The 12,404-nt window shown below is 43.4% G+C and carries 9 protein-coding genes; 8 read left to right on the top strand and 1 reads right to left on the bottom strand.

Annotation, left to right across the window (positions count from 1 at the left end):
- The first annotated feature begins 155 nt into the window (after positions 1 to 155).
- The 3 genes from ACHUFI_RS02310 (at position 156) to ACHUFI_RS02300 (ending at position 4,319) form a co-directional block, all read left to right on the top strand.
- On the top strand, positions 156 to 1,259 hold the full coding sequence (locus ACHUFI_RS02310; RefSeq protein WP_394246628.1) for a PEGA domain-containing protein: 1,104 nt from the start codon (positions 156 to 158) through the stop codon (positions 1,257 to 1,259).
- A 134-nt stretch (positions 1,260 to 1,393) separates the two neighbouring features.
- Positions 1,394 to 3,211 (top strand): SUMF1/EgtB/PvdO family nonheme iron enzyme, encoded by a 1,818-nt coding sequence (locus tag ACHUFI_RS02305; RefSeq protein ID WP_394246626.1) that lies wholly within the window; start codon positions 1,394 to 1,396, stop codon positions 3,209 to 3,211.
- 385 nt (positions 3,212 to 3,596) lie between these two features.
- The gene (locus ACHUFI_RS02300; protein WP_394246624.1) at positions 3,597 to 4,319 is read left to right on the top strand and encodes a PAS domain-containing protein; all 723 of its coding nucleotides are present in this window, start codon (positions 3,597 to 3,599) and stop codon (positions 4,317 to 4,319) included.
- Between the two features lie 61 nt (positions 4,320 to 4,380).
- Here the strand turns inward: ACHUFI_RS02300 and pdxH are convergent, their stop codons facing one another.
- Positions 4,381 to 5,016 (bottom strand): pyridoxamine 5'-phosphate oxidase, encoded by a 636-nt coding sequence (gene pdxH, locus ACHUFI_RS02295; RefSeq protein ID WP_394246622.1) that lies wholly within the window; start codon positions 5,014 to 5,016, stop codon positions 4,381 to 4,383.
- Positions 5,017 to 5,184: 168 nt separating this feature from the next.
- Between pdxH and ACHUFI_RS02290 the strand changes: the two genes are divergently transcribed.
- The 5 genes from ACHUFI_RS02290 to ACHUFI_RS02270 all read left to right on the top strand — a co-directional run bounded on the left by ACHUFI_RS02290 (position 5,185) and on the right by ACHUFI_RS02270 (position 12,396).
- Positions 5,185 to 6,993 carry an ATP-binding protein gene (locus tag ACHUFI_RS02290; RefSeq protein WP_394246620.1) on the top strand — a complete coding sequence of 603 codons (1,809 nt, stop codon included), beginning with the start codon at positions 5,185 to 5,187 and terminating at the stop codon, positions 6,991 to 6,993.
- A 30-nt stretch (positions 6,994 to 7,023) separates the two neighbouring features.
- The gene (locus ACHUFI_RS02285; protein WP_394246618.1) at positions 7,024 to 8,253 is read left to right on the top strand and encodes a sigma-54-dependent transcriptional regulator; all 1,230 of its coding nucleotides are present in this window, start codon (positions 7,024 to 7,026) and stop codon (positions 8,251 to 8,253) included.
- 114 nt (positions 8,254 to 8,367) lie between these two features.
- Positions 8,368 to 9,762 (top strand): HlyD family type I secretion periplasmic adaptor subunit, encoded by a 1,395-nt coding sequence (locus tag ACHUFI_RS02280; protein ID WP_394246617.1) that lies wholly within the window; start codon positions 8,368 to 8,370, stop codon positions 9,760 to 9,762.
- A 52-nt stretch (positions 9,763 to 9,814) separates the two neighbouring features.
- Positions 9,815 to 10,483, top strand: coding sequence for a transglutaminase-like cysteine peptidase (locus tag ACHUFI_RS02275; RefSeq protein WP_394246615.1), 669 nt, complete (start codon positions 9,815 to 9,817; stop codon positions 10,481 to 10,483).
- A 5-nt stretch (positions 10,484 to 10,488) separates the two neighbouring features.
- The gene (locus tag ACHUFI_RS02270; protein WP_394246614.1) at positions 10,489 to 12,396 is read left to right on the top strand and encodes a bifunctional diguanylate cyclase/phosphodiesterase; all 1,908 of its coding nucleotides are present in this window, start codon (positions 10,489 to 10,491) and stop codon (positions 12,394 to 12,396) included.
- Positions 12,397 to 12,404 lie beyond the last annotated feature (8 nt).

The raw sequence follows: 12,404 nt of genomic DNA, 5'->3' as shown, positions 1-12,404 counted from the left end.
AGTTAGCTCTAAGCCGCTTTATAGAGGCTTTTTTGTAGATTCATAACCAATAACAAGCTATAAATGGAATGGAATTAGCAATTTACAAACTTTTTCAAGACTAGCTAGATAGGGCTAGTTTATAACTTTACTCTTTTTATATGCTGCAGGGACCTATGACCAACTTTCGATTTTCAGCGCTTTTGCTTGCGCTATCCCCTTTTTGGGTATCTGCATCGGTATCAGCGGAAGAACTTAACCAAGTTGATCCTGTCACTGCTATCGATGAAAAACTGGATACGAAAAGTAACGACATTGAACAGCTTTCAAACGTTCAAAATGAAGTCAATGAAGAGCTAAAACAGCTGCAAAACCAAAGTGCGAAACTAGAACGCGAAGGCCAAGAATTAAAGGCTAAGCGCAATCGTGCTAAAGCAGCGCTAGACAAACAATACAGCCGTTTACTTGAAGACCCAGAAATTGATCTCATCTCTTTCCAAAAAAGCTACCAAGATTCTTGGGCAGCGGTTAAAACGAATCAAACAGAGAAGCTAGAGAACGAGCAAGCACTGAGTGAAACCGAAATTCGTCTTTCTCAAATCAAGCAGAAGCGCGCTCGCCTAAACAACGAATACGCGAACCTAGAAGAATCAAAAGTTGAGGCACGTGTTAAGCGTATCGCGACAGAGCTACGTGAAAGTGCGGTATTAGAAACAAGCTACACCACAACTTGTTCGTCAACGATGACACTCGGTGAATGTATCAACCAAGGTAAGCAATTAACCAATCAAAAAGCGGTTAACACTTTTAAACAGAATTTGCTTGAACAGCTCACAGAAAGCTCAATAGCGAAGCAAAACCTGCAAGGTGTGCAGCTAAATATCCATGTTCAAGACAGCCAAATCATCAAAAGTGGCTTCTCTGGTAACAACGCTTACTTCACACAAATGCAAGCGCAACTGCGTGCAAAACCAGAAGCGGTCGCGGCTTGTAACTTACTGAATGTGTCTACTCGCTACTGTCTAAATGGTACAAAAGCGGATTCTCCAAAGAAAAACGATAAGCAGTGGGCAAACATCACTGTTCGTTCGGATCAGTACAATGATTCCGTCACCGTCAATGGCGTGAAATACGGCAGTACTCCTGTTGAGATTTCTCTTCCCGCTGGTCGCCACCAAGTGACTGTATCTAAGCAAGGTTATGAAACTTACAGCCGAACTGTGACTGTAAACGGCAGCGATACTATTTGGGTCAAGCTACTACCAAATAAAAATAGCTAAATATTTAGCGATATTTCACAAAGCTGAACTTTAAATCGCCATTTTGTTAGTAAGTTACGCAGATAACTTCAGACAAAATGGCGTTTTCGTTTAGAATAAGGGTTTATTCCCAATTTTGATTGAAGTAACCCGTTATGCGACCAGGTTTTCCAACTTTATTATTAGCACTTGCTCCTAGCTTAGTAGCACCAACTGTATTCGCTGAAGAGCCTCAGCAAACCGTTACATCAATCGAAAGTCAGCTTTTTACCAAAAACTCCGAACTCGCTGATGTTCAGAAAAAGTTTTCTGAAAAACAGAGCCAAGCGAACAATCAACAAGAGCAAGTCTCTCGATTAGCAACTTTCATTAAGCAAGCTGAATCTAAACTTCAGAAAGCGAAAGCAAATCTTGAAAAAGAATACGCTCGTATGATTGATGAACCAGAGTTAGACATTTCTCAAGCTCAATCGTCTTACCAAGAAGCGTGGGCGGAATTAAAAAAAGCGCAAGCGGATCACCTGGTAGCAGAACAACAATATCAAGATTTGGAAGTTGAGCTTTCGATGATAAACGCTGATGTATTGGTCGCAGAATCTTCAGTGAATGCATTAGAGCAAGACAAACTTAGAGCAAGAGCAGAACGCCTAAGAAGTGAATTGACTCAATCCATAGAGAAAAAGGTCAGCTTTACGAATACATGTCAAACCGACATGACATTGGCGCAGTGTTCAAATCAAACGACTGATCTTGCGCTTCAAAAAGCTGTGAACCTATTTCAAAGCAACATCATGGAAGAAGCGACTGAGTCTTCGACCATCAAGCAAAACATTGGTCAGGTGTCTCTTAACATTCATGTCTTGAACCATAAAGTTTCCTCTGCCAACTTTTATGAGAACAACAAACATAAAGCTGTTATTAGTGCTTCATTAGAAACTCGCCCGGCTAAAAACGCTCCGTGTAAGCTGCTCGATATCGATTCTAATTACTGCTTCTCTCCAAGTGAAACCGAGCAAGTGGCCACGCAAAAAGAGGTGGCTTGGGTCAGCTTAACGGTTCGTTCTAACCAATATCATGACAAAGTCACGATTGATGGCGTGAATTACGGAAGCACTCCGGTCGAAATCATGCTTCCTGTCGGCCCACATATGGTGACAATCGAGAAAGAAGGTTACAAATCCTTCCATCAAGAACTCACTGTCAGCCGTGATCACAACTTACGCGCTGTTCTTAGAGAGAAACAAAACAAATTAAGTGTTGGCGATTCTTTTGCCGACAGCATTAACGGCCACCTGCGCGCTCCAGAGATGGTGATTGTCGGTTCGGGTGAATACTTGGTCGGTGAACACTCAGCTCAGCAAGTGCGTATCGCTAAGCCTTTTGCGTTAGCAGCAACTCCAACAAGTGTCGGTGACTTCAAAGCCTTTATTGAACAAACGGGTTACCAAACCGATGCTGAATTAAAGAACACCTGTAACGCGATTCAGAACACCGAAATTACACCTATTCCTGACAGCTACTGGCGCAACCCAGGCTTCAAACAAGGAGAAAGCTCTCCTGTCGTCTGCGTAAGTAAAAACGATGCGCTTGCTTACACAAAATGGCTCTCAAAGCTGACAGGGTTTACCTACCGACTACCAACAAACGTAGAATGGGAAGTGGCCGCTCGTTCAGGAAACCAAACCGATTACTGGTGGGGTGACAGCTTTGGCGCAGGCAATGCCAATACTGGCTGGGCAGGCACACCATGGTCTAACCGAAGCACGTCTCCGGTTAAGTCTTTCCCAGCAAACTCAGGCGGATTCTACGACATGGTCGGTAACGTTTGGGAATGGACAGAGTCTGTAAATGGAGTAGCAAAAGGCGGAGCTTGGAGCTTTTCTCCGAATGAGGCCAAAGCGTATAGCGAGCTGAATGTTTCGACATCAACCACAGCTAACTACCTTGGATTCCGAGTTCTACGTCAGTTATAAAACGTTTTTTATCAACAACTAAAAGGGGGGATTTCCCCCCTTTTTTGTACCTGTCGCATTTTGTAAAGTATTCACATGACGGAGTTCATCACTGGTTCTCAGGTGATACCTCAAATTATTGGCACAACCCTCGCTAATAATTTCAAACGTCTTCTACACGTCGGCAAGTAACTATCTTGTCTTTGCCAGCCCATCTTCAGGCTGGCTTTTTTTATGCCTAAAGAAACCCCAACGACCATTACCTCTGCTTACTACTAACTGTTTTATCACTTATAAGTCGCTATACTGTAATACGAACTTGGTCACACATTTGTGTTGATTGCACAGGTAAAATCTCATAGGTAACTAATCTCATAAAAATAAAACCAAATACGAGACACCTAAATTGAAATCAGACCTCTCCTCTCCACACCTTTCGCTGTTTCAGCAACTTCCTGGCTGCTGGGGCTGTAAAGACCAAGACTCTACCTTTGTTTACGTTAATGCTGCCTATGCGCAGTTAATCGGAGTGGACTCCCCTCAAGAATGTATTGGGCGAACAGATTTTGATATGCCGAGCCAAACGACTCAATGTGCCCAAGATTTCCAAGAACAAGACCAATACGTAATGTCTACACGCAAAGCGTTAAAAGTGCTCGATATTCACCCATACCCTGATGGGCGTTGGCATGCTCATATATTTACCAAAACGCCATGGTTTGACGAGGACAACAATGTTCAAGGTACTATCTTTTATGGACAGGAGTTAACCGACACAGCCATTTTAGAAGTTGGCCATTGGGTTTGCCGAGTCACCGGAATAAACAACAAAAACGACTCAATGTCATCACCTCGCGTCCAATCGCGGTTGGATACACCTTTAACCAATCGAGAGTCTGAAGTTTTGTTCCTACTTCTCTATGGAAAAAAGCCTCAATTCATTGCCAATTCGATGAGTATTTCAATCAAGACTGTTGAGGGACATGTGGCTCGTTTGAGGAACAAGTTTCAAGCGACGAGTAAGCATCAATTAATCGAATATGCACTCGATTCCGGCTATGGTTCTGTGATTCCCGAAACCTTACTCAAGAAGCAAATATCGGTTGTTTTGCATAATGAATTCAGCTGATTTCACCAACCCAAAATGCCCATGGCATCTCTGCCATGGGCGTTTTTCATTCAGTATCTTGTTAAGGTGCTAGGCGGTCTACATCCCAGCTATTGTCGTGACGAGAAAATAAGAAGCGATCGTGCAAGCGACGCTCACCACCTTGCCAAAATTCAATGCTTTCCGGCTTAACTCTGAAACCTCCCCAAAAACTAGGAACGGGAACATCGCCATTTGCGAATTTCTGCTTCAGCTCTAAATATTTACCTTCCAAAATGCCACGTGCAGAAATACGGCTACTTTGCTTACTCGCGTATGCCGCAAGTTGGCTTTCTTTCGGACGAGAAGTGAAATATTTCATGTTCTCCATTGCCGTCAGCTTTTCTGCAGTGCCTGTAATATGGACTTGGCGCTCTAGCGGATGCCACGGAAAATGTAGGCTGATCTTACTGCTGTCTTCAAGGTGCTGAGCTTTACGGCTTCCAAGGTTGGTGTAAAAGATAAAACCCTCTTTATCACAGCCTTTCAGCAATACGATTCTTTGAAACGGTTGACCATTTTTGTCTACTGTCGCTACCGTCATGGCAGTTGGATCAGTCAATTTTGCTTCAATAGCCTGTTCTAGCCATAAGTTAAACTGGTCAATTGGATCTGACTTAAGGTCTTTTCTTCTTAATCCACCTTTCGCGTATTCTCTGCGAATGTCATTCAGCTCCATCTCAAATCTCCTTGGAATTTTTCTGTGATTTTGCGCCCTAATAGTTTGAAACACAAGCCTACTCAAGCTGATTTTGTGTGCTCGCTAACTCAATGCAAGCGAGATCGCGTTAATAATGGTTCGACACTGATATCATTTGCGCAACACGCCAATACTCATGAGGCTCCTTTGAGTTCGACCAAACGCTTATTCACTAACCCCTTCATTCTGCTCTCGCTGCTGATCGGTATCATCGGACTGAATTCAACCCACCAGCTGTCGAAGCAATACCACACTCAAAAACTTAGTGAGAACTTGGAAGAAGCTGCGCATAAAGCAAGTCAGCAAATAGATTCAGAGCTAGCAAAGTTTCAGCAAATACCCAATCTGCTTAGCCACGACCCACGTCTAATCAACTACTTCACATTACAGAATTCAAAAGACAGGCTGAATCAACTTCTTCTTGAATGGTCGAAACAAAGCTTGGCAGACACCATATATGTGCATGATCTCACGGGGGAAGTCGTCGGTTCGAGTAACTTTCAAAAACAAGACAGTTTTGTTGGCCAAAACTTCGCCTATCGGCCGTATTTTCAAGAAGCTGCCGCTGGAAACAATGCACAATACGTAGCATTAGGTGCGCGATCTAATTTACGTGGCTACTTTCTTTCTGCCCCATTGATACAAAATAATCGCATACTTGGCGTGATTACCGTGAAAGTCAGTTTAGAAAACATTGAACAGCTGATCACCTCTGACACATCAAACATTTTGGTGCTCGATAGCAACCAAATCATTTTCTTATCGAGTAATCCAGATTGGCTTTACCAATCGATTCAACCGTTACCTGTCGACTTGAAACAAGCCGTGATTACTTCACGCCAGTATGGGGAAGAAACGATTTCCCCCGTACCTTTCATCAGTGAACCACTCTCTGAATATCAGAACGTTGAGCCAAACACCCTAGTAACAAACCATCGCTATAGCTTATTTCCAATGGCCTTTAACGATAAAAATGGTTATCAAGTCATCGCCATTAAAGACTCTCAGCAATTACTTAAGAATATTGTTCAAGCCGATTTCATCTTTATCGTGATCTATTGCCTGATGATTCTCATCGCCTGGTCTTGGCGTCAGACCTATAAAGCTAAACAAGCATTGACGAGCTTAAACCAGCTTTTAGAAGCGAAAGTTGAAAAAAGAACTCAGCACCTACAGCAAACCAATACTCAGCTTCAACAAACAATTTATCAATATCAGCAGTCACAAGAAAGGCTCAAACAGACCGAAGAAGAGCTCACGCAAGCGGCTAAACTCGCCGTTTTGGGTGAACTATCTGCAAGCATCAACCACGAAATAAACCAACCTCTTGCTGCGCTAAGAACCTATAGTGAAAACAGCTTGAAGCTATTAGCACTCGATAAGCACCAGATGGTTGCCGCTAATCTGGAAAAAATGATTGCACTCAATCAGTCTATTGCCGAGATCATAGCAAGGCTCAAAGTATTTACGCGCAAAGTAGAGAAACAAGATCACCACCAAGCTAATTTGCACGACACCATCCATAATGCAACGAGTTTACTGAGCCCTCAGATCATTCGTCAGGGCGTCACGCTTCGTATTCCAATGGTGCCCTCTCAAATCAATATTGGAATTCACCCAACAGAATTTGAGCAAGTTCTGGTGAATCTGATACACAACGCGATTCAAGCGCTTTCGAATGTTCAGTCTCCCCAACTTGGTATTGAGTGGAAACTGACCCCCTCTCACTGCGAGATCCTAGTGTGGGATAACGGAGAGGGCATCCCAGATGAAAAGCTGCCTCAGTTGTTTGACCCATTTTTTACCACCAAGCCAGAAGGTTTGGGGCTTGGGCTATCAATTTCCAAGAGAATCATTGAAGCGTATCACGGCTCCATAACCGCAGAGCATCAACCGCCTAATGGTATGGTATTTTCAATCATACTTCCGCTTCATGTATCTACTGAAATTGAGTAGTTTCGCTATGTGTAAGGATGCTCAATAGTAATGCTAAATATTTATTTCATCGACGATGAACCCACAATTCGCGACTCAGTGCAGCAAGCGTTGCTTATCGAAGGTTTTGACGTCGTCTGCTTCCCTAACGCAGTCGAAGCGCTGGCGACAATAGACACCGCTCATGCCGGTATCGTCATTACCGATATTCATATGCCGGTGATGGACGGCATCGAATTCGCCAATCAGCTACTCAAACAAAACGCTCATTTCCAAGTGATCGTCTTAACGGGTTACGGAGATGTGCAAACTGCTGTTTCTGCAATGAAGGCCGGCGCTTATGATTTTCTCGAAAAACCTTTTGCGATCGATAAACTTCTCACCGCTATTCACAAAGCACAAGAAAAATTAGGGCTAGTACAAGAGAACTATTTATTACGTAAAGAACTCAATATGCAGACACAGGTAGGGCCAAAACTAATTGGTCAATCGAGTGTAATGGTTGAACTGCGCAGGAGCCTGATTGGCCTAAATGCCAAACAAGATACATTAATAGCCCTAACAGGTGCCGTCGGTACCGGAAAACGCATAACCGCGCAATATACTCATGATTTGCATTGCGGTAATGATAGTGAGCTGCTTCCCGTCCCAGTATTCGAGCTCGATACCAGCGAAGAACATCTTTTTTCTCACCAAATTCAGCAGCTGTTAGCGCAAGCTGAACATGGCACACTTTATTTATACCAAGCTGAGCTCCTCCCCGAGGAATGTTGGGAGTGGCTGGCTAAAGAGAAAACACCCAATACTCTTATCATCGTATCGGCGTCGGAAAATGCACACCCTATTCCTTCAACTTTCCTCACTTTTAAACTGCCCAGCCTCAGTGAGCGTACCGAAGATATTAGCGATCTTTTCAAGCACTTTGCGCGCGGAGCAGCCAGTCGCTACCAACTTCAACCACCAGCCATTACTGCACAAGAGGTCGCTGAACTGCAAAAGTTTGATTGGACTGAGAATATTAAGCAGTTAAGACAACATGCTGAGCTCAGAGCACTGCGTCCAGTTAACGATGCTTGCCAACACAGCACATCAGCAATGGCGGAAGAACAAAGTTCATTGAATCAAAGAATCGATGTCTTTGAAGAACAACTCTTAGTCGAAGCCCTACATCGACATAATGGTCGATTAAAGAATGTGCAGCTAGAATTACAGATATCGAGAAAAACGCTTTACGACAAGATGAAGAAACATCAATTGGATAAAGCTAACTATAAAAACTAACCATTCCTATAAACTATAACTTGTAACATTCATATAAAACAAAATCTTAACTTTTGGTGGCACACAGAATACACTCAGGTTGCTTTATTACCGAAACGCTAACAAGGATGATCAATGAGCAAGAAAGCGCTCAATAAACTCAGCACCACAGAATTAGAGTACGTAGATGATAAGACCGCTGCGTTACTTCTAAATACTCCAACTAGTGCACGCATCATGCTGTGGGTGATTGTGGCCTTTTTCATCGCGACTATTTTCTGGGCAGCATGGGCCAAAATAGACAAAGTGACGGTCGGGCAAGGCAAGGTCATTCCGTCATCCCAAATCCAGGTGGTTCAAAACCTTGAGGGTGGTTTAGTCAAAGAAATCTTGGTTAGAGAAGGCCAACAAGTTAAAAAAGGCCAACAGTTGCTACTGATCGATGACACCCGTTTCCGTTCTGACTTTAGAGAAAGAGAGCAGCAAGTTGCCAACTTAACCGCGAGCGTATTGCAACTATCTGCGTCTCTGACCAGTGTCATCATCAGCGACGATGTCGATCACAAAGAAAATTGGCAAGACAGTGTCATCTTGGACTACAACAGACTCGCCTTCCCTCCTAAATTTCACGAAGTACAACCTCGACTGGTTCAGCGCCAAAAAGCTGAGTATCGCCAAGATCTCAATAATTTGAGAAACCAACTGTCAGTATTTGACCAACAGGTAAAACAAAAAGAACAAGAGCTGGTTGAAATCCTAGCTCGTGTAGATAACCTTCGCCAAAGCTACCGTTTTGCAAGAAAAGAACTAGATATCACGCGTCCTCTCGCAGAGGAAGGAGTCGTCCCGCGTATTGAGTTGCTAAAACTGCAGCGCCAAGTGAACGATACTCGCCGTGAAATGACTTCTAGTGAACTAAAAATACCGGTTCTGCGGTCTGCTATAGAAGAGGCGAAATTAAGCCGTATTGACGCTGCACTGAACTTCCGTTCCGAACAACAAGAGAAGCTTAACCAAGCACAAGACAAACTCTCTGCAATCACCGAATCGGCTGTTGGCCTTGAGGACAGAGTAAACCGAACTGTTGTCGTCTCTCCGGTGACCGGAACGGTGAAAACTCTAGGGATCAATACGGTAGGTGGTGTGATACAGCCAGGCATGGATATTGTTGAAATTGTACCAACAGAAGATTCTCTGCTAGTGGAAGCGAAAATCGCGCCACAAGATATCGCATTTTTACGACCAAACTTGGAAGCCATTGTTAAGTTCAGTGCGTACGACTTTACCAAGTACGGTGGATTGGAAGGCGTGCTGGAACACATCAGCGCCGACACCACTCAAGACGAAGAAGGCAATAGCTTCTATATCGTTCGTGTTCGTACCGACAAACATAACTTTGGACAAAATGAAGAACTGCCTATCATTCCTGGGATGACGGCTTCTGTCGATATCATCACGGGAAAACGCACGGTGCTTGAGTACATCTTAAAACCAATACTCAGTGCTCAAAATAATGCGCTCAAAGAATAAGTAGGAAATCCAATGGCACTTGCACATTTTATCTCCTTGAGAAACTAGCAGCATGAAATACAAACTTTCCCTGCTCATTCTCTTAATGGCATCGTTCACGTCATCAGCTCTGAATACAAAAGAGCAGAGATGGGTGAGCGCGGTCAGTTCCACTTATGGAGAGAGAGCAGGTAAACGGGTCACCACTTGGCGTAAAAACCTCGGGCAATATAAGAAATTATCTGAAAAGGAAAAACTCACTTCGGTAAATAGCTTTTTTAACCAACTTTACTTCGTTAATGACAACGTTCTGTGGGGAAAAAATGACTATTGGGCAACACCTTTAGAATTCCTAGGAAGTAACGCAGGCGACTGTGAAGACTTCACTATTGCGAAATATTTCTCATTACTTGAACTTGGCGTGCCAGATAAGAAGCTACGTCTTGTTTATGTAAAGGCTTTAGAGTTAAATCAGTTTCATATGGTTCTTGCGTATTATTCATCGCCAAGTGCAGAGCCATTAATCTTAGACAACATCAACCCGCAAATCAAAAAAGCCTCCAAACGCAAAGACTTACTACCGATATACAGTTTTAACGGTAAAAATCTGTGGCTAATGAAATCTTCTGCTGGAAGCGGCAAGTTAGCGGGTAAATCCTCTCGATTGAGCTTATGGAATGACCTGCGCTCTCGAGAACGTAACCTCAAATTAAACAAACCCATTATCAATTACGATGAGTAGGCACAATGACTTTATATAAACAACTCGTGGTCGGAATGGTAGCGGTCTTTATCTTGTTGATGGCATCCGTCTTCATGATTGAGTTCAACACCACTCGTAATCACTTAGAGCAACAGCAACGCTCTGAAGTGAATAACACCATTAATACTGTCGGCTTAGCATTAGCCCCTTACCTTGAAAGCAAAGACCCGGTTGCGGTTGAGTCGGTAATTAATGCTCTGTTTGACGGTAGCTCATACTCTGTCGTACGACTGATATTCTTAGATTCTAATGACGAAATCCTGCGTTCTTACCCTGTCAAACCCAATGGAGTACCAAAGTGGTTTACAGACTTGAACTTGTTTCAAAAAATTCATGATCGTCGTGTAGTCACCAGTGGTTGGATGCAACTTGCTGAAGTTGAGATCGTGAGCCACCCAGGCTCCGCCTATGAGCAATTGTGGCAATCCTTTCTTAACTTATTAACGGCGTTCGGAGCCATATTTGTCATTGGTATGGCAGCGATTTCGTTGATTCTAAAGCGCGCATTGAACCCTCTTACTCTCATCATCAATAAAATGGACCAAATTGCCAAAAATCAATTTGGTGAGCCACTAGAAAAACCACAAACAAAGGATCTACGTTTAGTGGTGGATGGTATCAACCGTATGTCAGCTCAAGTTGAGTTATCTTTCAAAAACCAAGCGAAAGAAGCTCAAAAGCTGCGTGAAAGAGCCTACATTGATCCGGTTTCTCAGCTAGGAAACCGCCCATTTTATATGGCTCAGCTTAATCAATGGTTGGCTGAATCGAGCCTTGGTGGTCTAGCAGTTTTACAAGCTCAGTTCGTCACCGATGAATATGAAAAAGGCTATCAAGAAGGGGATGAACTCGTCAGCCGCCTAGCAGATTTGCTCAAAACATCGATTACGACTCAAGGCGTCACCATCGCTCGAATTTCTAAAGATGAATTCGGCTTCATTTTGCCTAACATCCAAGAAAGTGAGCTCAAGCTTGTTGCCGATAGCATCGTAAGTTGTGTCCAAGGGATAAACCCAGACCCAACAGGTACCGCTGACGCCGATATTTCCCTAGGTGTGACTTTCAGTAGCCAATCGAAAAACAGCACAGAGATTATGTCGTTGGTCGATAACGCTCTATCACTGGCCAAAGCTAACCCAGAGCTAAAATACGGTTATATCTCGGGTGATGAGCAGCAAAACATTCTAGGTAAGCAACAATGGAGAACCTTGGTTGAAGAAGCGATCCATGATGACTTGCTGACATTCCGCTTCCAAGCCGCAAACAACAGTTTTGGCAAAACGTTCCACCAAGAAGTCTTCTCTGCAATTGAAAAAGATGGCACGCGTTACAGTGCAAACCAATACTTGTTCGCTCTCGAGCAACTTGAATCAAGCCATATATTGGATGAGTACGTGATCGAGAAGATGGTTCAAATGTTAAATTCAGGAGAACTCACTCACCCTGTTGCGATCAACCTTTCTCCAAGCAGTATTGCTCAGCCAAGTTTCATTCGTTGGGTTGGAAAACTGCTTGAGAAAAACGCCTCGATTACCGATAAGCTCCACTTCGAGATTCCGGAAAACTGTTTTGTTCATGAACCGCATTACACCGCCCTATTGTGTAACACGATTCGTAACTCAAATGCGGTATTTGGTGTGGACAATTACGGACGTAACTTCCAATCACTTGAGTACATTAATGAGTTCAGACCAGACTACGTGAAGCTGGATTATCTATTCACGCACAACTTGGATGATGAAAAACAAAAATTCACTCTAACCTCGATTTCACGTACTGCTCACAACCTAGGTATTACGACCATTGCGTCTCGTATCGAAACACAAACGCAGTTAGATTTCTTATCTGAACACTTTGTTGAGGTCTTCCAAGGCTTCATCGTTGACAAATAGTTGTAAGG

This window comes from Vibrio profundi (genome assembly GCF_043642225.1).
GTDB classification, from domain to species: domain Bacteria; phylum Pseudomonadota; class Gammaproteobacteria; order Enterobacterales; family Vibrionaceae; genus Vibrio; species Vibrio profundi_A.
The sequence above is the reverse complement of the archived record's forward strand: the minus strand, read 5'-3'. Positions and strand labels throughout refer to the sequence as shown.

Excerpts from the sequence above, each read along its gene's own strand:
- ACHUFI_RS02310 (WP_394246628.1), top strand. The coding sequence starts at position 156 with ATGACCAACTTTCGATTTTCAGCGCTTTTGCTTGCGCTATCCCCTTTT.
- ACHUFI_RS02275 (WP_394246615.1), top strand. The coding sequence starts at position 9,815 with ATGAAATACAAACTTTCCCTGCTCATTCTCTTAATGGCATCGTTCACG.
- ACHUFI_RS02305 (WP_394246626.1), top strand. The coding sequence starts at position 1,394 with ATGCGACCAGGTTTTCCAACTTTATTATTAGCACTTGCTCCTAGCTTA.
- ACHUFI_RS02285 (WP_394246618.1), top strand. The coding sequence starts at position 7,024 with ATGCTAAATATTTATTTCATCGACGATGAACCCACAATTCGCGACTCA.
- pdxH (WP_394246622.1), bottom strand. The coding sequence starts at position 5,016 with ATGGAGCTGAATGACATTCGCAGAGAATACGCGAAAGGTGGATTAAGA.
- ACHUFI_RS02280 (WP_394246617.1), top strand. The coding sequence starts at position 8,368 with ATGAGCAAGAAAGCGCTCAATAAACTCAGCACCACAGAATTAGAGTAC.
- ACHUFI_RS02270 (WP_394246614.1), top strand. The coding sequence starts at position 10,489 with ATGACTTTATATAAACAACTCGTGGTCGGAATGGTAGCGGTCTTTATC.